Consider the following 22,384-nt stretch of genomic DNA (forward strand, 5'->3'; position numbering starts at 1 on the left):
GTTAGAGGCCTGTGTTGTAGTTGGGGCTTTCGCGGGTGATCTGCACGTCATGGGCATGGCTTTCGCGCAGGCCCGCGCCAGTGATCCGAACGAACCGGGCATTGTCGCGAAATTCCGGCAAGGTCGCCCCACCGACATAGCCCATCGCAGCCCGCACACCGCCGGTCAGCTGATGCAACACACCATCGACCGGACCTTTGTAGGCAACCTGGCCTTCAATGCCTTCCGGCACCAATTTCAGTTCGTTCGTGACTTCGGCCTGGAAATAACGGTCCGCCGAGCCGCGCGCCATGGCGCCGACAGAGCCCATGCCGCGATAGGCTTTGTAAGACCGGCCCTTGTGCAGATAGACCTCGCCAGGGCTTTCCTCGGTGCCCGCCAGAAGCGAGCCGACCATCACGCAGCTCGCCCCCGCCGCCAGTGCCTTGGCGATGTCGCCGGAAGATTTCACCCCGCCATCGGCGATCACCGGCACATCGTCTTTCGAAGCCTCATCGGCGGCTTCCATGACGGCTGATAGCTGGGGCACACCGACGCCCGCCACGACACGGGTGGTGCAGATCGAGCCTGGACCAATACCGACTTTCACGGCGTCCGCGCCGGCATCAATCAGCGCCCGCACCCCTTCGCGGGTGGCGACATTGCCGGCGATGATCTGAACATGGTTGGTTTGTTTTTTCACCTGTTCCACAGCGTTCAGCACGCGCTGCGAATGGCCGTGGGCGGTGTCCACGACGATCACATCCACACCGGCCTCCACCAGGCGCTGCGTGCGCTCGTAGCCATCCTCGCCGACCGTTGTAGCGGCGGCAACACGGAGCCGACCCTGCTCATCTTTCGCCGCGTGGGGATGAAGCTGGCTCTTTTCCATGTCCTTGACCGTGATGAGGCCAACGCACTGGTCGGCATCGTCGACGACCAGCAGTTTTTCAATCCGGTTTTGGTGCAGCAGGCGCTTGGCTTCGTCCTGACTCACGCTCTCGCGGACGGTGACAAGGTTGTCGCGCGTCATCAGTTCATAGACTTTTTGATCCGGATCGGAGGCAAAGCGGACGTCTCGGTTGGTGAGAATGCCCACCAAACGCCCTCCCCCCGGACCACCGGTCCCACCGCCTTCGGTGACAGGAATGCCGGAAATGCGGTGATGCTTCATCAGCGCCAGCGCATCGGCGAGCGTCGCATCCGGACCGATGGTGATGGGGTTGACCACCATGCCGGACTCAAACTTTTTCACCTGTCGCACCTGCTCGGCCTGCGTTTCCGGATCGAGATTGCGGTGGATGGTTCCAATGCCGCCGGCCTGCGCCATGGCGATGGCGAGCCGCGCTTCGGTGACGGTGTCCATCGCCGAGGAAATGATCGGGATGTTGAGGGACAGTTCGCGCGTTAGCCGCGTGGTGACGTTGGCCTCCCCAGGCAGCACCTGGCTGTGGCCGGGCAGCAGCAGCACATCATCGAAGGTTAAAGCGGTGCCGCCATGCAGCGGCTCAACGAGGTGCGCCATGGGTTTCGTCCATCCGGTTTTCTATAGCAAAACCGGCAAAACGAGCCGAGTCGCGCGCCGGTGACGACCCTTACCACGCGATGGTGGAGGGTCAAGCGGGGGCGAGGCCTGCTCAACTTCCTCGGAATGGATTCCTGTGACGAGCACAGGAAGGAAGCCTCAAAAATCAATACGGGCTTTGCTTAAACCCTTTGGCGAGAACGTAAAGCTCGGGGCTTTCTTTGCGACTGGCGGGTGGTTTGACGTGCTGCACGCTCTCAAACGCGGCTTTCAGGTCGCGCAGGGCATCGCCCTCAGTACCCCCACGAAACACCTTGGACAGAAACGCCCCGCCTGGTGCGAGGTTGCGATAGGCGAAGTCTGCCGCCAGCTCGAACAAATAGGTGGTGCGCAGATGGTCGGTCTTGCGGTGACCGGTGGTTTCGGCGGCCATATCCGACAGAACCAGATTGACCGGGCGGCCCTTCATCGCCGCCATCACCTTGTCGGGCGCATCATCGTCGGTGAAATCGTCCTCCAGCAAAATCACGCCGGGGATCGGGTCCATGGGCAGCTTGTCGATACCGACAATGATCGGATCCTCTTCCATGGAGCCGACCCGTTTGGCCGCCACTTGCGCCCAGCCGCCGGGCGCGGCGCCCAGATCGATCACGGTCGTGCCGCGCTTCAGCAATTTGTGCTTGTCGTCGATTTCGATGAGCTTGAAGGCAGCGCGCGAGCGCCAGCCCTGGCGTTTGGCTTCGGCCACATAAGGATCGTTCAGCTGCCGCTCCAGCCAGCGGGCCGACGCGTTGGTACGTTTCTTCGCGGTCTTGACCTTTACGTGAAGGTCACCACGGGGATTGGTGGACTTGACCATGTGACGACTTAGCCTTGGGCGGGAGCGCGCTGGCCATGTGGCCGCTTGCCGCGATACCGACCACGCCGACCATTGGCGCCTCTGGGGTTGTTGCGATCGCGGCGCCAGACGCCGTCCTGCGCCATCAGCTCGACCAGCATACCCTCGCGCAAACCGCGGTCGGCAACACGCAACCGGCCGCATGGCCATTCTCGGCGGATCGCCTCGAAAATAGCACAGCCGGCGAGCACCAAATCGGCCCGGTCGGCCCCGATGCAGGGGTTAGCGACGCGCTCATCAAACGTCATGTCGATCAATCGGTCGGTCATGGCCGTCACTTCATCGGCGCCCATCCAGGTGCCATCGACGCGTCGGCGATCATAGCGCTCAAGGCCTAGATGTACGCCGGCTAGCGTCGTCACGGTGCCAGAGGTGCCGAGGAGGTGCACTTTGCCGCCCTGCACGCATTGCGACATCATTTCTCGCGCAGCAAAACGCGAAATCATCTGGCGCACTTCGGCGACCATCAGCTCAAAGATCGGCCGGTCGACATATACGCCGCCAAAGCTTTCGGCCAAGGTCACCACGCCCACGGGCAGTGAGGTCCAAGCGCGTATAAAACGGTGCATATGGGCGTGGAAGCGCGGTTTGCCGCTGCGAAAATCAAGGAAGGCCAGTTCGGTGGAACCGCCACCGATATCGAAGAGAATCACGCCATCGGCTTCACGCTCCACCAGCGTGGCGCAGCCCGACACAGCCAAACGCGCTTCGGTTCGGCGGTCGGCGATTTCCAACGTTAGGCCGGTTTCCTTCTCCACCCGATCAATGAAGGCCTCGCCATTGGCGGCCTGACGGCAGGCTTCGGTGGCGATCAGGCGGCGACGCACGACATTGCGCGCATCCATCTTGGTGCGGCAGATGCGCAGGCCCTCGACCGCCTTGTCCATGGCTTCCAGGCTCAGTGCGCCATTGCGCGTTAGGCCTGCGCCGAGGCGCACGATACGGGAGAAACTATCGACGACGCGAAAGCCGGAGCGTGTCGGCTCAGCGATCAGCAAGCGGCAATTGTTGGTGCCCAGATCCAGCGCGGCATAGGCCGGTCGATCCGATGCAGATCTTTCGTGGGGTGGGCGTTCGTGTCGTGCGTGAGGCCGTTTGGCATGGTCGCCACGCGGCTCGGCAGCCTGCGTGTGCGCCACTGATGGCAGCAAAGGGCGATGAGATGAAGCATCGGTCGCCGGTTTGACGTCTGAATTGCCATCCATGCGGGTGCCTGCTTCTGCAGGCGGCCCGCTTTTCGGTCCACTCTCGTCCACGTTACACCTGCCCGGCGGGTGATACGGCTTTTCGGTTGGCCGCAGGCCCGCTTGCTTGCTTTCTTCGGGGTCACACTACCGGCCAAGCCTGGCCGGATGCCCCGTGTCACTTGCTCGTCACATTAGGGATGGATGGCGATTGTGGCAACCGAGGCGGGTGTGCGACTGGCGTGCCTCTTGTTTGGCCTGCTGGTCGTGCTACCTCATCGGCTCCCCCCTCTCTGCCAAGGCCCCCACCATGTCTGACACTGCCCCCTCTACGCGCGCGCCGGAGCAACCGACCGGGATTGCCGATGTCGTGATCATCGGTTCCGGTCAAGCGGGCTTCCAGGTGGCGTCCAGCCTGCGCCAGAAGCGGTTTGACGGGTCGATTGTGCTGGTGGGCGATGAGCCCTATCCGCCCTATCACCGTCCGCCGCTTTCCAAGGCGGCGCTGAAAGAGGGGCTCAATGAGGCAACGCTCTGGTACCGACCGGAGGCCTTTTACGCGGCACAAAAGATTGAAGAACGGCGGGGCGTACGGGCGGTTTCAATCGATCGCGCCGCCAAACAGGTGACCTTGGATGATGGGTCGGTGATCGGCTACGGCCATTTGGTGCTGGCGACCGGCGCCCGCGCGCGAACCCTGCCGCCGGTAATGGGCGTGCCGGAGGATGCGATCTTCACGCTGCGCACGCTGGACGATGCCCATGCTTTGCAACCCAAGCTAAGGCCTGGTGTGCATGTCGCCGTGATTGGGGCCGGCTACATCGGCCTGGAGGTCGCGGCAAGCGCACGGCAGTTGGGCGCCGAAGTTGCCGTGGTCGATCAAGCCGCGCGGGCGATGCAGCGCACCGCCTCGCCGACCATCTCGGTGCATTTCCAAAACCTGCACGTTGCGCACGGCGTGCGCTTTCAACTGGCCGACACGGTGGCCGGGCTCGGCGAAGATCCGAGTTTCCGCGCGCTAGCCTGCGAATCCGGGGCGGAGTTGCCCTTTGACATCGTTGTGGCCGGCATTGGCGTGATCCCGAACGATGATCTGGCGCGTGACGCGGGTTTGGATGTCGAGGACGGCATCCTCGCCGATGCCCGGGGCCGGACCAACGATCCGGATGTGTTCGCCGCCGGCGATTGCGCGCAGCATGTGCATTCGGGGTTCGCCGAACGGGTGCGGTTCGAAAGCGTGCAGAGCGCCATCGATCAGGGCAAAGTGGTGGCGGCAGCGATCCTCGGCGAGGACGATCAGCACAGCGCCGTGCCCTGGTTCTGGTCGGACCAGTATGACGCCAAGCTGCAGGTGGTCGGCGTACCGACCAGCGATTGCGCAAGCTTCATCAAGGGCGATCCGGCATCGGGGTCGTTCGCCGTCTATCACATGCGCGGCGAAGATCCGGTGGCGGTCGAGGCCATCAACGCACCGCACGATTTTGTCGTGGCGCGCAAGACGGTTGGGACGGATCGCCCGCTCGACGAAGACACTTTGGCGGCCCTGGTGCCGATCTCGATCTAAGCGGCGGCTTTTCGGTCCTCGGCAGAGCGTTGCACAACGTCGGCCACCTGGCGCAGCCGTTCGGCCAGCGGGCTGGTCTTGCGCCAGATCATGCCGATGGTGCGGGTCGGCTGCGGGTCGGGGAAGTGTGCGACGCAGACCGGAGCAGACCGAGTTTCGACGGAAACCGCCATAGCCGGGATCAACGTCACGCCGATGCCCGCGCCGACCATCTGCACCAGCGTGGCGAGCGAAGAACCATCGAGACCGTCGCGCGGCAGCATGGATTGGATGTTGCAGAAAGAAAGCGCCTGATCACGAAAGCAGTGCCCCTCTTCCAAGAGGAGAAGCCGCTGATGGCGCAGCGCCTCGGCACTTGGCACCGGCGCATCCGCCTGGTCGCGCGGGCGGACGAGCAGAAAGTCCTCTTCGAACAGCGCGACTTCGGTGAAGGAACTCTCCGAGACCGGCAGCGCGACGATGGCGGTGTCGATGCGCCCCTCCCCAAGCTCCTGAATGAGGCGCGGCGTCATCGTCTCGCGGACATGAATGTCGAGACCGGCATGGCTTGTGGCGAGATTGCCGATGAGCGTCGGCAGCAGGTAAGGCGCAATGGTCGGAATGACGCCGATGCGCAACCGGCCCGACAGCTCATCGCGCGAGGCACGGGCGAGATCGCCCAACTCGTCGACGGCGCGCAAAATGGACCGGGCGCGGACCACAAACGCCTCGCCAAAGCCGGTGAGCCGCACCTCCCGGGCGCTGCGCTCGAACAGCTTTTCGCCGAGGCCTTCCTCCAACTCCTTGATCTGCATGGACAAGGCCGGCTGAGAGATCGCGCTCGCCTCCGCCGCCCGACCAAAATGGCCGTGACGGGCGAGCGCCTCGACATAGCGCAGCTGCTTTAGCGTCAGGCTGTTCATAAGCCTGTCTTATCGCCACAATCAGAAAATTCAACTTCTTCTGATCGTAAAGACTTGCTAGAGACGGTCATGCGATGCGCGCCGAGTCATGATTGACGCTGCTCAATGGCAGCTGCGCGACGCGTTGCAGGATGACATTATCGTGTCGCCAGACCATGTTTTTTGGCGGCGCCACGACGCGGACACAGATTTATTGACCAAGATCGGAGAGAGCCATGGACGACGCCGTCCTTTCAGACCTTAACCGCTGCCCCGTTATGCACGGCGGTAACACCGCCATCGGCACGCCAGTGACCAAATGGTGGCCGGATGCGCTCAATCTCGACATTCTGCACCAACGCGGCGCGCGCACCAATCCGATGGATCCGGACTACAATCATCGCGAGGCGGTGAAGGGCTTGGATTTCGAAGCTGTCAAAGCCGACGTCAAAGCGCTGATGACCGATGATCAGCCCTGGTGGCCGGCCGATTGGGGCCATTATGGCGGCCTGATGATCCGCCTCGCCTGGCACTCCGCCGGCTCCTACCGCATGGGCGATGGCCGTGGCGGCGCCGGCTCCGGCAACATCCGCTTTGCGCCGCTCAACTCCTGGCCGGACAATGCCAGCCTTGACAAGGCCCGCCGTCTACTGTGGCCGGTGAAGAAGAAATACGGCAACGCGCTCTCCTGGGCCGACCTCATCATTCTGGCCGGCAACATGGCCTATGAATCGATGGGCCTGAAGACCTTCGGCTTCGGTTTTGGCCGTGAAGACATTTGGGGACCGGAAACCGACGTCAATTGGGGCGCAGAGAAGGAGTGGCTCGCGCCGAGTGAGAACCGCTACGAAGATCTCGACGATCCGTCTACGCTGGATAACCCGCTGGCCGCCGTGCACATGGGCCTCATCTATGTGAACCCGGAGGGCGTCAACGGCAATCCGGACCCGGCACGCACCGCGCTGCATGTGCGCGAGACCTTCGCCCGCATGGCGATGAACGATGAAGAGACAGCGGCGCTCACCTGCGGCGGCCATACGGTCGGCAAGGCGCATGGACGCGGCGACGTTGAGAATATCGGTGTTGAGCCGGAAGCCGCCGGCTATGAGACGCAGGGCTTTGGCTGGGCCAATCCCGGCCATGGCGGCAAGGCGTCTAACGCTTTTACGTCGGGCATTGAAGGCGCCTGGACGCAGCACCCGACCCAGTGGGACATGGGCTATTTCGACTATCTGTTCGGCTATGAGTGGGCGCTCGCCAAATCGCCCGCCGGCGCCAACCAGTGGGAGCCGGTTGATATGCCGGAGGAGATGAAGCCGCTCGACCCGTCGGACCCGTCCAAGCGCATCAACCCGATGATGACCGACGCCGACATGGCGATGAAGGTCGACCCGATCTACAACGCGATCTGCCAGAAGTTCAAAGCGGACCCCGAGTATTTCGCCGACACCTTTGGCCGCGCCTGGTTCAAGCTGACCCACCGCGATATGGGCCCGAAGGTGAACTATCTCGGCCCGGATGTGCCCGCGGAAGATCTGATCTGGCAGGATCCGATCCCTGCAGGTTCCACAAGCTACGATGTGGATGCAGTGAAGGCGAAGATCGCAGCCAGCGGCCTGACCTCTGCTGAGATGATCGCCACCGCCTGGGATTCGGCCCGCACTTTCCGTGGGTCCGATAAGCGCGGCGGCGCCAATGGCGCGCGCATTCGCCTTGCGCCGCAGAAGGACTGGGACGCCAACGAGCCGCAGCGCCTTGCCAAGGTGCTCGGCGTGCTGGAACCGATCGCCGCTGAGACCGGCGCCTCGATCGCCGATGTCATTGTGCTCGCCGGCAATCTCGGCGTGGAGCAGGCCATCAAGGCGGCTGGTCATGATGTGTCGGTGCCGTTCGCGCCGGGTCGCGGCGATGCCACAGAGGCGCAGACCGACGCGGACTCCTTCGATGTGCTGGAGCCGCTCGCCGATGGGTTCCGCAACTTTGAGAAAGAGCGCTACGCCGCGAGCCCGGAAGAAATGATGCTCGACCGAGCGCAGCTTTTGGGCCTGACCGCCCATGAGATGACGGTACTGCTCGGCGGCATGCGTGGTCTCGGCGTCAACCATGGCGGGTCCAAGCACGGTGTGTTCACCGACCGTGAAGGTCAGCTGACGACGGACTTCTTCGTCAATTTGACGGACATGGACAACTGCTGGCACCCGCTTGAGGACGGCACCTACGAAATCCGCAATCGCGCCTCTGGCGTTGTCAAATGGACTGCCACAAGCGCGGACCTGGTGTTCGGGTCGAACTCCATCCTGCGATCCTATGCCGAGGTCTACGCGCAGGACGACAATGCCGAGAAGTTCGTGCACGACTTCGTCGCCGCATGGACCAAGGTGATGAACGCCGACCGGTTTGATCTTGCTGCGTAATCGGTTGGATTAGTTAAGTGAATAGAAGAGCGCCGCGGGAAACCGCGGCGTTTTTTTGTTGGGCGTCAACCGCACCGTGTTCAGGGTCAAAAAGCGTTACTGTTTACTTCCATACTTTTCAAAACATTTCGGGTATGTATTGTTCGCAATAGATCGTTGAACTGAACAACGCCAAGAATGTTCGTAGGCCTTTCTCCTAGGAGAATTTGATGGCGATACAACAGCCCGTGATGGATCGACGCTTTTTCTGGACCAAGGTATGGGGCGCACCCGATGTTCCCGCCCATGATGCCCTCGCCTTCAATCATGAGAGCACCCGCGATAGTGTTTTGGCTGATATTCTACCAGGCGACATAGTTGTCTATCTGACGAGCGATGCGACCGAGGCCGACTCAATGATACGCGGTCGAGTAGCTGGAGCCGTTGAAATTGCCGATCCTCCAGAGCCAGTGCTTGTTCAACCGCTGCGCGTCAATAGAACTCGGCCCGAGCATTTCCGAAAAGACGGACGTTTCCGTTGGCCGTTTGGAATTACTGTGTCTCGCACTTGGACAGTTATAGATCAGGAAGCAAACGATGCTCTGGTTCCAGATCATGCTTCGATCGGGATCCAGGGAGCCGCCACAATCCATCCGATGCGATCCGATGAGATACGGCGCTTTCTTCGTCTACGTGTGAACCAGCAAGTCGAAGGCGAGGATTCTAACCCACAACCCTTTTTGACTTCATTGCGCCGACCATGGCGTCAGAAAGAAGGACCTCGGGCGGGCTCGCATATTCAACCCGGGAACCAGCTTTATGTTGCTGTCATTGCCGATGACAAGGGCATGACCTTCAAGGTGGGATCCGGGAAATCCGATGATCGATTGGCCGACCTAAATAGATACAGAAGGCCTTCGCAGGGAGAGATGCTGTGGTCGATGCATCAGGTATGGGATTTCGATACCACCGTCGCAGCTCGAGCGGCAGAAGACTACTTATTGATCCAAGCAAAAAGTATGGGCTTTGGATCGAATGATCATAGTGAGTTCATAATGAACATCGGTCTATCCCAGTTATCTGAACTATTCTCAGAAGCCGTCGAGCAGGGTTGCGCACGAGATGCGTCTATAATCAGTTAAGTTGTAGAGTAAGACTATTTTCAACACCCTCTATGGCGAATTTTTGAAAACGAACCTCTGTTCATGTACATTACGATGAACTTTCTAAATGGTAGAAATGAGGTTTTTTGCTGACAGAACTTCTTCTAAATAAGACAACGTATTGGCCAGACAACTATGCTCCGATATACCACTGTCTAAACACTAACCGCGTCTCTCAACTGGCTCTCGGCAAGCTCCGCCTTATTCCCCGCCGCGATGACGGACCCGCGCTGCAAAACCGTGAACCGATCCGCGCGGGCGTAGGCGAAGTCGAAATACTGTTCCACCAGCACAATCGCCATGGTGCCCTGGTCGCGCAGATAGTCGATCACGCGTCCGATCTGCTGAATGATGTTGGGTTGGATGCCCTCGGTCGGCTCGTCGAGCAGCAGCACTTTGGGCTTGAGGATCATCGCACGGGCGATGGCCAATTGCTGCTGCTGGCCGCCAGAGAGATCGCCGCCGCGCCTACCGCGCATCTCCTGCAGCACCGGGAAGAGCTCATAGATTTCGTCCGGCACCATGTGCTCGGATTTGGGCAGGCAGGCATAGCCGGTTTCAAGGTTTTCGCGCACAGTGAGCAGCGGAAAGATCATCCGCCCCTGCGGCACATAGCCAATGCCATGCTGCGCGCGCCCATGCGCGCTCATTTTACCGAGCACCTTGCCGTCGAGTGTGATCGTGCCACCGGAGGCCGGATGCACCCCCGCCATGGCTTTGAGCAGGCTCGTTTTACCGACGCCGTTGGTGCCCATGACGCAGGTGACCTGACCGGCCTGCGCTTCAAGATCGACACCGTAGAGGATCTGCGAACCGCCATAATGCAAGGTTAGACCTTCAACCTTCAGCATAGCGTTTATCTCCCCAGATAGACGTCGATGACGTCTTGGTTTTGGGTGACGTGATCGAGTGAGCCTTCGGCGAGCACCGAGCCTTCGTGCAGTACCGTCACCTTGCAATTCAAGCGCCGGACAAACTCCATATCGTGCTCGACGACCACCACAGCGCGCGTCTCAGCAGCCTTCTTCAGGATATCGGTGGTGTGCTCGCGCTCAGCCAGTGTCATGCCGGCGGCCGGTTCATCGACCAAGAGCAGTTGTGGGTCTTGCGCCAGCAGCATGCCGATTTCCAGCCACTGCTTCTGCCCGTGCGACAGTTCCCCAGCCTTGCGGGTGAGCTGGTCACCCAGGCCGATTTCCTCGGCCAGTTTTGTAATGGCATCTGCATCCTCAGCGCTTTTCTTGAAAGCCAGAACGCCAAAGGGCGAGCGGTTTTTCTTCAGCGCCAGCAGCAAATTGTCTTCCACCGATTGGTCTTCAAACACCGTGGGGCGTTGAAACTTCCTGCCGACACCGGCACGGGCGATCTGGCTTTCCGATAAGCGCAGAAGCGAGGTGCTGGTCTCGCCCCAAAGCACCTGGCCCTCATCGGGCCGCGTCTTGCCGGTGACGATGTCCATAAAGGTGGTCTTGCCCGCGCCGTTCGGCCCGATGATCGCGCGTAGCTCTGCCGCCCCAATGTTGAACGACAGATTGTTGATGGCCTTGAAACCATCAAAGGAAACGGAGACGCCCGAAACCTCCAGCAAAGTGCTCAAACCTCCGCCTCCTTCTCGCGCAGCGAGCCGGTATCCGGGCCAAGGTCCGCGCCATGGCGGTCGGGTGTTTTGCGGTTGATGAAGAGGTCAAACAGCCCGCCAACGCCTTTGGGCGCAAAGAGCGTCACCAGCACGAAGGAGAGGCCGAGCGCCACCTGCCACCAGCTCACCCACTCAATGGTGTAGAAGCCGAGATCGACATTCGGCACGCGCCCACCGGTGAACCAGGTGCTCAAAAGCGAAACAAAGGCCGCGCCGATGACCGCGCCATAGAGCCGGCCGCGTCCGCCAATCGCCACCCAAACCGCCAGATAAATCGACGCGATCGGCGCGACTTCCGCCGGGTTGATGATGCCAGCTTGCGGATAATAAAGCGCGCCGGCAATGCCCGCCATCACGGCGGTCACGGTGAACACGAAGAGCTTGTAAGCCTCCACCGGATAACCCAGGAACCGCACCCGCGCCTCATCATCGCGGATGCCGCGAATGACCGAGCCGAATTTGCCCGACACCACCCAAGCGGCGAACATGTAGGCGAGCCCAAGCGCCACGGCCGACGCCCAGAGGAACCAGACAGATAGGATCGATTGCGGCGTGTCGGCCATGCCCGGAATGTTTTGCAGGCCTGACAGACCGTTGTTGCCGCGCAGACCGGAATCGTTCTGGAAGAGGTAGAGCGCCAGCGCCAGCGTCATCGCCTGGGTGAGGATGGAGAGGTAGACGCCGGTCACGCGGGAGCGAAAGGCCAGCCAACCGAACACCAGCGCCAACAGTCCGGGCACGGCGACCACCAGGATCAGCTGGATGAGCAGGCTGTCGGCAAACGCCCAGACCCAGGGAAACTCGGAGCTACCCACCACCCCGAAAATCTGTGTGCCGATGGCGTCGACAATCTCCTGGTCTGTGGGCGGAAGCTCGGCACCAGCAAGCGAGGCGATCACGATATCCTCGGTGCGGGCGTACATCAGCCACATGCCGATCATGTAGCCGCCAAGGCCGAAGAAGGCGAAGTGGCCGAGCGAGAGGATGCCACAATAGCCCCAGACCAGATCCATGGCGATGGCGATCAGGCAGAAGCAAAGCGTCATGCCGAGCGTCTTCACCATCGCGGTGGAAACGAAACCCGTGCCGAGACCTTCAGAAAGCAGAGTCACGGCAATGGTGAAGAGCGCCAACAGGGCGATGAAGATCATCACCGATGGGTTTTTGACGAGGAAGGTGCGTTGCATTTTCACTTGGCTCCGTTCCTGCGGAACGACCGCATGCATTCTCTCCCCGCTCTGTTCGTCCCGAACAACCGCATGATCACATCTCCGCCGCGCGGCCTTTGAGCGCGACGATGCCGCGGGGCCGGAACTGGATGAACAGGATGATGAAGAGGATCATGTAGGTCTGCGCGGCAAGCGTGTTGGAGGGGTTGAGGAACTCGATGAACTTCTGCAAGCCACCGATCATGCCCGCTCCCGCCAGCGTGCCCCAGACACTGCCGACACCGCCGACCACCACGGTCATGAAGCTCTGCACGATGTATTGCTGGCCCATCTCGGTGGTGACCTGGCCGAACAGTCCGATGGCGACACCGGCAATGCCGGCGATGCCCGAGCCAAAGCCGAAGGTCAGCATGTTGATCTTGTCGGGGTTGATGCCCATGGAGGCTGCCATTTTCGGGTTCTGGGTGACCGCGCGCACCTCCAGGCCCAGACGGGTCTTGTTCATGACGAAGAGGAAGATGGCGAGAAAGACCAGCGCCAGCACGAAGATCGCGATGCGGATGTAGCTGATCGCCACCACATCGTTGATGACCAGCGCGCCATCCAACCAGTCCGGCGCGGTGAACGGGCGGGCCTGGGTGCCGAAGATGTTCTTTGCGAGCTGCTGAAGCGCGATCGATATGCCGAACGTGGCCAGCAGCGTTTCCAGCGGACGGTGGTAGAGCCAACGGATAATCAGCCGTTCCATCGCCACCCCTGCCCCGAACGTGACGGCGAAGGCCAAAGGCAGCGCGATGAGGATAGAGAGCGTCAGGTCCGGCACGAAAAGCTGCACCACATAGCCGGTGTAGGCGCCCATCATGATGAACTCACCATGGGCCATGTTGATGACGCCCATAACGCCGAAGGTGATGGCAAGGCCGATGGCGGCCAAAAAGTAGATCGAGCCGAGCGACAGCGCATCGAGCGAGAAATCAAGCGCCTGGTTCGCCATCAGATTGATCTCGATGGATTGCAGCGTGGCGTTGGCCGCATCAGTGACGGCAGACGAGCGCTCGGCGTAGCTTTCAAAGAAGGTGTGGGCATCGAGCGCCGCGTCGATTTCAGCCTCTGTCGGTGTGGTGGGCACCGTGCCCGCAGCAGCCAGCGTCAGGTAGGCGGCAAGCCGTGCCTCCTGCGTATCCAAGGTTTCGACTGGGACGCCCGCGACCTCGCCATCCGTGATGTTGTCGATTAGCGCCGCGCGTATGTCGTCTTGGGAAACCATGGCTGGGGCCAGACGCGCGGCAACAAGCTGGGCATAGGCGTGTTCGCGCGACAGGTCCTCTGAACCTGGCTCCAACACGCGCGCCACATTGCGCGTGGCGGGTGGCTCATGCGCAGCGGTGACTTCAGTGCGCGTGGAAATCAGCGGGTTCAAGGCGGCGCGCACATCAAGGCCGATATCACCGGCAAAGCTTTCAATGGCGGCAATGCGCAGCGCTTCGCTCTCTTCGTAAGCGATGGCGAGGATGCGCTCCAACCGCTGCTTAGCGGCCAGGATGTCCGCATCCTCTTCGCCATCAAGCGACGCACGAAGTGCACCCAAATGGGATTCCTCGGCGTCGCGCGCGATGGCGGCCAGTGCTTCGCGACGGGTTGCTGGATTGGGGTCGGACAGCTGGAACTGCACCAAAGCCGCGCCGATCATGGAGCGCACGCCGCCATTGGGGCGCAGTTGGGAAAAGGTGTCGCGCGTGATCTCTTCGACAGTCTCGCCAGTATCAGGGTCGACAGCCTGGTCGGTGCCGTCGATCTCTTGGCCAATGAAAAACAGGCCATCGGCGTCCCGCTGATAGACCGAGCGTGCTTGCCAAGCGGAAAGAAAATCGGGCGCGCGATCCAATCCGCTGCCGCCAAGCGCATCAATCGCGGGACCGATGGTGCGGCGGGAGCTTTCCTCGATCAGTTCGCGGTTGTCTTGCAGGATCGTTTGGACCGGCCCCAGGTCCGGAGCGCGCGTGTCCTGCGAAAGGACCGGGCTTGCGATCAGAAGGGTCGCGGAGATCAGTGTGGCGATGATCAACAACGCGCGGAAGCGGGCAGAATGGAGCATTGAAATGGGGTGCCTCACGCGATGAGCGGGGAGAGCTGTGCCCTCCCCGCCCACAGGATTAGAAGAGAACCAAGTGGTTAGTAGTTCGATTCAATCTGCACGCAGGTGGCGGTCTCAGTATTGTACATGCCGCAGCCGAGACCCGGCCAATCAGCGGTTAGCACAGCTGATTCCGGAAGGAAGTCGGTCCAGGCATCGCCGGGCACTTCTTCGGTCTGCGAGATGATGTCGAACTGACCATCGTCACGAATTTCTCCGATCAGCACCGGCTTGGTGAGGTGATGGTTGGGCAGCATTTCTGCGGTCCCGCCGGTGAGGTTCGGCACCGTCTGGCCATACATGGCATCGCGCACGGCATCGACGTCGGTGGTACCGGCCTGCTCAACCGCCTGCACCCACATGTTGAAGCCGATGTAATGGGCTTCCATCGGATCGTTGGTCACGCGGTCTTCGCCAGCAAAGGCCTTCCAGGCGGCAACGAACTCTTCATTGATCGGTGCATCGGCAGACTGGAAATAGTTCCAAGCGGCCAGGTGGCCAACAAGGTTGGAGGTGTCGAGACCGGAAAGCTCTTCCTCACCCACCGAGAAGGCAACGACCGGAATGTCGTCGGCGGAAATGCCGGCGGCGGCCAGCTCGCGGTAGAAGCCGATATTGGCATCGCCATTAATGGTGGAGATGACGCCAACCTTCTGACCGTCAGCGCCGAGCGCCACAACGTCTGCAACGATCGACGACCAGTCGGAGTGACCAAACGGCGTGTAGTTGACGAAGATGTCTTCGGCCGCGATGCCCTTCGACTGCAAGTAGGATTCAAGGATGTTGTTGGTCGTGCGCGGATAAACATAGTCCGTGCCGAGCAGCGCAAACTTCTCAACGCCCAACTCTTCCAGGAAGTAGTCGGTCGCGGGGATCGCCTGCTGGTTCGGCGCGGCGCCGGTGTAGAAGACGTTTTTGGAGCTTTCCTCGCCCTCATATTGCACCGGATAAAAGAGAAGGCCGTTCAGCTCTTCGATCACTGGCAGCACCGATTTACGGCTAACCGAGGTCCAGCAGCCGAACATCACATCGCAGCCTTCGACAGAGATCAGCTCGCGGGCTTTTTCAGCGAAGAGCGGCCAATCGGACGCCGGATCGACGACCACCGCTTCCAGCGGACGGCCAAGCACGCCACCAGCGGCATTCTGCTGCTCGATGAGCATCAACATGGTGTCTTTCAGTGTTGTTTCGGAGATCGCCATCGTGCCGGATAGCGAGTGCAGAATGCCGATCTTGATCGGCTCGCCCTGCGCCAAGGCACGCAAGGGCGTGAAGGGCAGCGCCGTTGTGGCCATCAGGCCAAGCGCGCCACGGCGCGTCATCATGAAAGATTTCTTAGACATCGAGGGGAGACTCCTAAAGCTCTTGCGACTGCCTGCTGCACCGCCAAAAAGAGGCGCCAGACGAGCGAACGCGTGGAGCTAAGCAAAGGGGTCCCTCTGGTTGCAAATACGTAGTTTGGCTAGGTTTTGACCAGTGATGAATTTTTCATCATTTTGACGCGCGTCCAGTTTGCGGCGCTGCACAATAAACAGGCCGAACGCCATCCATCACGCGCCCGATGGCACGAAAAGATGCAAACGAGGAAATTGTGTGCAGCGGTTGAAAAACGTCTGGAATGCGCCGTAACGGCAGTTCGGCGGCCTAACCCGGACGCTAGTAGTCGCGCTCGAAGAAGATACCGAGCGAGGATTCTCCGTCCGAGCCGACCGAGCCACGGGCCGTCAGATCCTCGGTGATGTCCAGATTGATGGTCGTGCGGGCCTGACCTGCCGTGCTCGCCTCAACGCCGACATAGACGTTTTCCTGGACATATTGGGTGGCCCGGACCGCTGGATTGCCCTCATCGTCGGTGACCACGTCGAGGTCGGACAGACCCAGTCCGTCGCGCAAGCTGCCGAGCACTGACCCTTGCGCGTTGCCGGCCAGCTCGTTGGCCGCCAGAGCCAGCTGCGCGATTTGCAGCGGGGACAGCTCGTTGAGGCCGCGGTCAAAGATCAAGCGCGCCAACACCTCATCCTGCGGTAGTTCCGGTTCGGAGGACAGCGTCAGCGTCGGGTCGGAGATGCGCCCGCGCACGGCGATAACCACGGAGATGGCATCGCCAGTGGTGCGCGCAACAATGTTGAGGAAAGCGTCCATATCACCCACCAGGGTGATCGAGCCTTCGCCCAGCGCGATGCGCTGGCCGAGAATGTCGAACCGTCCGCGCAAAAGCTCAAAGGCTCCGACTGGCTGGACGTTGTTGGTGGTGCCGGTGAGGCGCACCTGGCCGCCCAGCTCGGCGTTGACGCCGCGCCCGCGAACATAGATCTGGTTGGGGGCGCTGACCAAAACATTGAGGCCAAGAGCGACGCTGCTTTGGCGATTGGCGCCGCCACTATCGGCCCCTCTGGCACGCTCGAAGGTGGCGCGCACGCGATCGGATGGTGCGATGTGCTCCACGTCGATCAGGCCAGCCGTTGAATCGAAGCTGCTCGGAATCTGGATCTCGGTTTCTCGCACATTGATGGTGCCCGCCAGCTGCGGTGCACGCGCCAAGGGCCCAGAGATGGTGAGGTCGCCATCGAAGGTGGTGACGATCAGCGTGCCATCGGCATAACGCACGCCGTTGAGGCCAATGCGCAGATCGGCGGGCAGACCGTCGCCCAAGCCAACGGTGCCTGACGCGTTGATCGCGCCGCCGCCCCGCACCTGCGCTGAGGCGCGTTCAATCACCGCTCGCTGGCCATCGAGGCGCGCGGCAAGGGTGACGTCTGTCAGGCGGATGCCCGTCGATGGGTCCACCACCTGACCGCCGGACACGGCGATGGAGCCGGTGATCTGCGGATCGGCGAGCGATCCGCGCGCGGTGGCGTTGACCGTGCCGACACCGGAAAGCTGCGTACCTCGGTCGGTGGCAAAGCGTTCGGCAAAGCCCAGCGGAAGGGAGCCACGGACATCGACATTGAGCCCGCTGCCCGATAGCGGGATGCGCCCGCTGGCGGTGGCTTCGATGCCTTGGCCTGCGTTCAAGGTTGCGCTGGCAAGCTCGATGACATTGCTGGCGTAGCGTCCGTTGGCGCGAAGCTGGGCTGACGACAGGCCAGCAGCGCGCAGTTGCGGCGCGGAGATACCGTCAGCCGCTACCGTGAAGGCGCCGGACGCCTGACTGGTGGCTTGCAAACTGGCGACAGCAATCTCTCCTGCGCGCAAGCGTTGCCCATTCAGTGTGCCGGTGATCTCGGGCGTTCCGAACGCATCGCGCACAGCAACGTCAAAGCGGGCAGCGCCAAGGCGCGCGTCGCCAAACGCGGCGTCGCTGGCAGAACCGGTCAGCGCGACGGCTTGCCCGTCGGCGGCCGGTTGCAATGTGACATCGGCGTTCACCGCGCCACTGGCATCCTGCAGGGCCAGCAACGCAAGCGTGCGGATGTTGGTGGCGTTGAGCGCCAGCGCGCCGTTGAGCAAGCCGGTTTCGACCGTCTGGCGCACGTCTCCCGTGAGCGTTGCGCCCTGGGTATCGAGGCGCAGGCCGGTGACCTGGCGCTCCTCCGGCCCAGCGACAAGCTCGGCACTCAGATCGATAGGGGCGCTGCCGAACTGGCCGGTGCCCGTGAGCGATCCTGAGAAAATTTCCTCGTCCAGCAGACCGGACAGCGTGATGGTGGCTTCCCGCAGGGCCTGCTCATAGACACGGCCAGCTGGTACAGCGAGCGTAGCGCTAAGCGCATAGGGACCGCTCTCGCCTTCCACCGTGGCATTCAAATTGGCAGCACCGGATGCGCCAGGATTGATTTGGCGCAGATCATCCAGCTCTGCCTGAAGAACCAGATCAGCGGCGGTCGAAGAAAGCATGCCGTCGAGGCGCAATGCGAGCTGGTTGTTACGGATGCGAAGCTCGCGGGCCTCGGTACCGTCGGCATCGCGTTTCAGCCCGCCTGTGATCCGTGTTTGCCCAGCCAGCAGGCGGTCAGCCACATCATCGCCGACCTGCAACGCGTTGCCGGTGCCATCCAGATCAAGATCGAAGCCGCCGGTCAGGGCATTCAGCGTGCCTTGTGCGACCAATTGCATCGCGCCGCCGAGATCGCGCGCCGCCAACCCACTGAACGGCGCAAGCGTGCGGGCATCCAAAACTATCTGTCCGTCAAAGACGCCCGTATCGATTGCACCATTGGCGGCCAGAGTGAACGCATCGCCATCGACGCGCAGCCCATCAAGCGCGACAGGGTTGCCCGCCTGCCAATCACCAGCAAGGCGGAGGGCGATCTGGCGGCCCAATGCCTCAACCAGCGCCGTGTCAGCGGCCGAAAAGCCAGTGGCCTCGCCGGAGCCTTGGAACGAGAGCGCACGACGCGCGGCATCGGCGAGGTTGGCGCTCTGGCCGTTGAGATCAAACCGCACCGTTTCGATGCCCAACGCGTCGGTGCTTAGGTCATCAAGCCCGAACGCCGCCTGCCAGTCGCCATTGTTTCCGCCATAAGCCACCTCCAGCGCACCGGCGCGGGCGCGGGTCGCTTCGCCGGGCACAGGCAACAGAACGCTGGCGCCAGTTTCAGCGGCGAAGCTGGCATTCAGGTCGAGGGCCGTCAGAAACCCATCCGGTGCGGTTGCCGCCGACGCTTGGAGGCTGAGTGTGCCGCTTTCCAGGTCCAACCGATCCAGCTGGAAGCCGCCCTCGCTTGGCAGTGTGCCGCTTGCCACAAGGGTAGAATCAGCCCCGAAGAAGCCGCGATAAGCAGGCGCAATGAGTGCCGAAATCGGGCCACTCAGATCGGCGTTGAACGACCGGCCACCGTCAACCTCTTGCAACCGCAGCCCACCGCCAAGCACGCGACCGGCATCTGTGTTGAGTGCCAGATCAACGGTGAGATCATCCAGCGGACCATTGCCGGTCAGCGACAGGTCCACCGGTGGGCGGCCTTCCAGATTGAGCAGGTTGGCAACAACCCCATCGGCCGGCTCTTGCAGTTGAAAATCAAGCGTCAGTTCGGTCGATCGCTCCTCATACGCCGCCGCCAGGGTGAGCGAACCGCCCGGGCCATCCAGGCGGGTGACATCAAAGCTGGTGTCGAGCGATCCATCGGCCAGCGCGATGCTACCCTCGCCTGTCAGGGTCGCGGCCAGGCCAAACAGGGGTTCGCCGAGCGATGCTTCACCGATGGCCAAGCGATCAATGTTCACCGCAACCGGCAGGTCGGGCAGTTCAAGGGCCGTGGCTTCCGGCGATGGCGGGCGATCCTGCGGAAGCGGCATGCGCGGCCAGTCGATGGTTTCCGCCGACAGGCTTTCAATATCGAGGCGGGCGCGGAAAAGCGCCGAGCGATCCCAAACGATTTGCGCATCGGTGAGCCGCAGCCAAACGCCCTCCTCGTCGGCGATGGTGATCTCAGCAATAGAGGCATTGGAGGACAGCGCGCCATCGATGCCGGTGATGCGGATCTCGCGACCGGGCGCAGAGAGTTGCTCCTCGACAAAGGTCAGAAAGCGCGAGCGCTCCTGCGCCTCATCGTTCTGCCCGCGCACCGGCAAAGCGAGGAAAGCAGCGCTGAGCGCCAGCACCGCAAGAACCGCGAAAAGGGAGAGGCGGCGGGCCATCAGAACGCCTGCCCTATGCCGAGATAGACGGCGACATCCGGATCACCGGCGCGAGGATCGAGCGGGGTTGCGACGTCGAGGCGGATGGGGCCAAGCGGCGTCAGATAGCGGATGCCGCCGCCAACGCCGACGCGAATGTCTTCATCGAAGTCCGACAGGCTGTCGTCGGCAACGTGACCGAAATCAGCAAAGGCCACCACGCCAAGTGTGTCGGTGACCCGGGCGCGCAACTCGGCCGATCCTTCCATCAGGAACCGCCCGGCGGTGATCTGCCCGCCTGGCTGGGTGACGCCGATATTGCGGTACTCATAGCCACGCACCGATCCACCACCGCCCGCCAGGAACAGCCGATCCGGTGCCGTATCGGCAATCGACGGGCCGACAAGCGAAGCAACTTTCAATCGGCCCGCCAAGACCAAACGGTCATCGAAGCCCAAGGATTGATAGGCGCGACCTTCGGCCGACACCACCACGCCAGGATTGCCGCGCGAAAACTCGTAGAACGGCTCAACCGCCCCTTCCATGAAGAAGCCGGACGTGGCGTCCGTCGGCATGTCGCGACTGTCATAGGTCAAGCGCGCTTCGAAGCCCGCACTGGTGAACTCGCGCTGGCCAAAAACCGCATCGTCGAAGTGGGCGTGGCGGCCTTCGATGGCGAAACGTCCGGTGAGTTCTGGCGTGAATGGGTGTTCCAGCCCCAGTTCGCCAGAGATCGACGTTCGGTCGTAGGCTTCCAGAACTTCGCGCTCGGCCTCCAAGGCGGCGATCAGGCGCGTATCGGGCGTGATGACGCCAGGCTTGGTGAAAGCCGCGCCCAAGCGATAGGTGAAGTCTTCCGGGTCGGCGCTGTTGATGCCCGAGATGCGCCCATCGAGCCGCAATCTTTCGGCCCGGCCAAACAGGTTGCGATGCAGCCAATAGGCTTCCAGGCCGAGGCCATCGACGGAGGAAACGCTGCCGCCGGCACCGATGCGGCGCAGCGGCATTTCCTGCACGAAGATGGTCTGCGGCAGGCTGCCATCGGTCGCTAAAGCTGCGGCCTGCTCGATGCGCACAGAGCGGAATACTTCAAGCGCCGTGAGCCGGGCATTGGCTTCGTCGATGTCATCGGGGTCATACTCTTGGCCTGGCGGCAGATCGGCCATGTAAGCGATGAACTCAGGGTCCATCCGCTCCGCGCCTTCTACCGTCAGCGCGCCATAGGTCGCGCGGCCATCGGGCGCCAAGGTGAGCACGACATCGACGGTGCGCGTGCGGTGATCGGCTTCAACGGAGCGATCGCCGCGTTCGGCCAGAGCATGTCCCTGCTCACGCCAGGCTTGAATCGCGGCTTGCTCGGCCTGGCGGATCACGCCGGATCGGGCGGGCGCGCCCGGAACGAACCCGATTTCCAAGAGAGTCGGCACTTCATCGCGCGGATCGGAGGTCGCCGGTGCAGCGTTGACGATCTGCAGATTGCCAAATCGGTAGAGCGGACCGGGATCGACACGGATCGCCACCATGGCCGGGGCGCTCAAATCAGCATCGGGCTCGATGGTCGCCGCTTCCTGGCCGTTCACACGGATCGAGATGGTGCCGCCATAATGGCCTTGCGCGTAGAGCGCACCCAAAATGCGGCGATAATCGCCACGGGCGTCGGCGAGCAGACCTGAAGACCCGAGGGCTGGGTCGTCGCGGCCACGCCAAAGGGCTGAGGCCGAGCGCAATGCATTCTCATCGAGGTCAGCCTCGCCGGATACATCAGCAGCGATTGTGACTTCGACCTCATAGGGCAGCGGCACACCAATGCTGAACTCGGCGGCATCCTCGTCATCGGCAGCACCGAACAGCTGCACGCCAAACAGCTCAAACGCCTGGGCCTGCCCGGCCGAGACCAGCGGGATCGCGCCTAGGAGCATTGCAAGCGACCAGACGAGGCCGATCTTAGAGAAAGGGGTGCGAACAAGCCGCCTATACGCGTTCACGATAAAGGTGTCTGACCCAACTGAATGACTTCTCGTCCCTAAACACGCCGATCTGGCGCCAATCCCTGCGCATATGCCCATCTGAATCAGCTTTTGCGCAGGTGAAAGCACAAGCCGAAAGCGCGCTCCTGGCTTTATCGCACCAGTATCAACTTACAACCTTTACGCATCGTTCCCAATCACTTGGCGTCACGAAACGGCAAGAAGAACGCCGCTGTGACCTTCCTGCCATTCGGGCAGGCAGCAGAGGCTGTTCGATGCTTCGCGCTTTCTGTCCATTGACAGGAACCTACACCTCGAACATCCTCGCT

Annotated in this window: 14 protein-coding genes; 3 read left to right on the forward strand and 11 right to left on the reverse strand. The window is 61.9% G+C overall.

Annotated elements, in window-relative coordinates; genetic code table 11:
* Nucleotide 1 precedes the first annotated feature (1 nt).
* The 3 genes from guaB to JJ917_07065 all read right to left on the reverse strand — a co-directional run bounded on the left by guaB (nt 2) and on the right by JJ917_07065 (nt 3,607).
* The gene (gene guaB, locus JJ917_07055; GenBank protein MBO6698569.1) at nt 2-1,504 is read right to left on the reverse strand and encodes an IMP dehydrogenase; all 1,503 of its coding nucleotides are present in this window, start codon (nt 1,502-1,504) and stop codon (nt 2-4) included.
* 166 nt (nt 1,505-1,670) lie between these two features.
* Nucleotides 1,671-2,363: an RlmE family RNA methyltransferase gene (locus tag JJ917_07060; GenBank protein MBO6698570.1), complete on the reverse strand. Its 693-nt coding sequence runs from the start codon at nt 2,361-2,363 to the stop codon at nt 1,671-1,673.
* Between the two features lie 8 nt (nt 2,364-2,371).
* Nucleotides 2,372-3,607, reverse strand: coding sequence for a Ppx/GppA family phosphatase (locus tag JJ917_07065; protein ID MBO6698571.1), 1,236 nt, complete (start codon nt 3,605-3,607; stop codon nt 2,372-2,374).
* Nucleotides 3,608-3,896: 289 nt separating this feature from the next.
* Between JJ917_07065 and JJ917_07070 the strand changes: the two genes are divergently transcribed.
* Complete coding sequence (locus JJ917_07070; protein ID MBO6698572.1) at nt 3,897-5,150, forward strand: FAD-dependent oxidoreductase; 1,254 nt, start codon at nt 3,897-3,899, stop codon at nt 5,148-5,150.
* On the opposite strand, the gene JJ917_07075 is transcribed toward JJ917_07070, so the two are convergent.
* The gene (locus JJ917_07075) at nt 5,147-6,052 is read right to left on the reverse strand and encodes a LysR family transcriptional regulator (GenBank protein ID MBO6698573.1); all 906 of its coding nucleotides are present in this window, start codon (nt 6,050-6,052) and stop codon (nt 5,147-5,149) included. The genes JJ917_07070 and JJ917_07075 overlap by 4 nt on opposite strands.
* A gap of 215 nt (nt 6,053-6,267) precedes the next feature.
* Between JJ917_07075 and katG the strand changes: the two genes are divergently transcribed.
* Complete coding sequence (gene katG / locus JJ917_07080; GenBank protein ID MBO6698574.1) at nt 6,268-8,445, forward strand: catalase/peroxidase HPI; 2,178 nt, start codon at nt 6,268-6,270, stop codon at nt 8,443-8,445.
* A gap of 209 nt (nt 8,446-8,654) precedes the next feature.
* Nucleotides 8,655-9,566, forward strand: coding sequence for a hypothetical protein (locus tag JJ917_07085; GenBank protein MBO6698575.1), 912 nt, complete (start codon nt 8,655-8,657; stop codon nt 9,564-9,566).
* A 176-nt stretch (nt 9,567-9,742) separates the two neighbouring features.
* On the opposite strand, the gene urtE is transcribed toward JJ917_07085, so the two are convergent.
* From urtE to JJ917_07120, 7 genes are all read right to left on the reverse strand, one after another.
* Nucleotides 9,743-10,438 (reverse strand): urea ABC transporter ATP-binding subunit UrtE, encoded by a 696-nt coding sequence (gene urtE / locus JJ917_07090; GenBank protein ID MBO6698576.1) that lies wholly within the window; start codon nt 10,436-10,438, stop codon nt 9,743-9,745.
* Between the two features lie 5 nt (nt 10,439-10,443).
* Complete coding sequence (gene urtD / locus JJ917_07095; protein MBO6698577.1) at nt 10,444-11,184, reverse strand: urea ABC transporter ATP-binding protein UrtD; 741 nt, start codon at nt 11,182-11,184, stop codon at nt 10,444-10,446.
* On the reverse strand, nt 11,181-12,413 hold the full coding sequence (gene urtC / locus JJ917_07100; GenBank protein MBO6698578.1) for an urea ABC transporter permease subunit UrtC: 1,233 nt from the start codon (nt 12,411-12,413) through the stop codon (nt 11,181-11,183). Before urtC ends, urtD begins: the two co-directional genes overlap by 4 nt.
* A 76-nt stretch (nt 12,414-12,489) precedes the next feature.
* Nucleotides 12,490-14,490: an urea ABC transporter permease subunit UrtB gene (gene urtB / locus JJ917_07105; protein MBO6698579.1), complete on the reverse strand. Its 2,001-nt coding sequence runs from the start codon at nt 14,488-14,490 to the stop codon at nt 12,490-12,492.
* 77 nt (nt 14,491-14,567) lie between these two features.
* Nucleotides 14,568-15,854: an urea ABC transporter substrate-binding protein gene (gene urtA, locus JJ917_07110; protein MBO6698580.1), complete on the reverse strand. Its 1,287-nt coding sequence runs from the start codon at nt 15,852-15,854 to the stop codon at nt 14,568-14,570.
* A 331-nt stretch (nt 15,855-16,185) separates the two neighbouring features.
* Nucleotides 16,186-20,109: a translocation/assembly module TamB domain-containing protein gene (locus JJ917_07115; protein MBO6698581.1), complete on the reverse strand. Its 3,924-nt coding sequence runs from the start codon at nt 20,107-20,109 to the stop codon at nt 16,186-16,188.
* Nucleotides 20,109-22,007 (reverse strand): outer membrane protein assembly factor, encoded by a 1,899-nt coding sequence (locus JJ917_07120; protein MBO6698582.1) that lies wholly within the window; start codon nt 22,005-22,007, stop codon nt 20,109-20,111. The genes JJ917_07115 and JJ917_07120 overlap by 1 nt, the downstream gene beginning before the upstream one ends.
* Nucleotides 22,008-22,384: the final 377 nt, after the last annotated feature.

The organism is Hyphomicrobiales bacterium (assembly GCA_017642935.1).
In the GTDB taxonomy this organism is placed as follows: Bacteria; Pseudomonadota; Alphaproteobacteria; order Rhizobiales; family MH13; genus MH13.

Coding starts and splice junctions, on each gene's coding strand:
- guaB (MBO6698569.1), bottom strand. CDS start 1,504: ATGGCGCACCTCGTTGAGCCGCTGCATGGCGGCACCGCTTTAACCTTC.
- JJ917_07060 (MBO6698570.1), bottom strand. CDS start 2,363: ATGGTCAAGTCCACCAATCCCCGTGGTGACCTTCACGTAAAGGTCAAG.
- JJ917_07065 (MBO6698571.1), bottom strand. CDS start 3,607: ATGGATGGCAATTCAGACGTCAAACCGGCGACCGATGCTTCATCTCAT.
- JJ917_07070 (MBO6698572.1), top strand. CDS start 3,897: ATGTCTGACACTGCCCCCTCTACGCGCGCGCCGGAGCAACCGACCGGG.
- JJ917_07075 (MBO6698573.1), bottom strand. CDS start 6,052: ATGAACAGCCTGACGCTAAAGCAGCTGCGCTATGTCGAGGCGCTCGCC.
- katG (MBO6698574.1), top strand. CDS start 6,268: ATGGACGACGCCGTCCTTTCAGACCTTAACCGCTGCCCCGTTATGCAC.
- JJ917_07085 (MBO6698575.1), top strand. CDS start 8,655: ATGGCGATACAACAGCCCGTGATGGATCGACGCTTTTTCTGGACCAAG.
- urtE (MBO6698576.1), bottom strand. CDS start 10,438: ATGCTGAAGGTTGAAGGTCTAACCTTGCATTATGGCGGTTCGCAGATC.
- urtC (MBO6698578.1), bottom strand. CDS start 12,413: ATGCAACGCACCTTCCTCGTCAAAAACCCATCGGTGATGATCTTCATC.
- urtB (MBO6698579.1), bottom strand. CDS start 14,490: ATGCTCCATTCTGCCCGCTTCCGCGCGTTGTTGATCATCGCCACACTG.
- urtA (MBO6698580.1), bottom strand. CDS start 15,854: ATGATGACGCGCCGTGGCGCGCTTGGCCTGATGGCCACAACGGCGCTG.
- JJ917_07115 (MBO6698581.1), bottom strand. CDS start 20,109: ATGGCCCGCCGCCTCTCCCTTTTCGCGGTTCTTGCGGTGCTGGCGCTC.
- JJ917_07120 (MBO6698582.1), bottom strand. CDS start 22,007: ATGCTCCTAGGCGCGATCCCGCTGGTCTCGGCCGGGCAGGCCCAGGCG.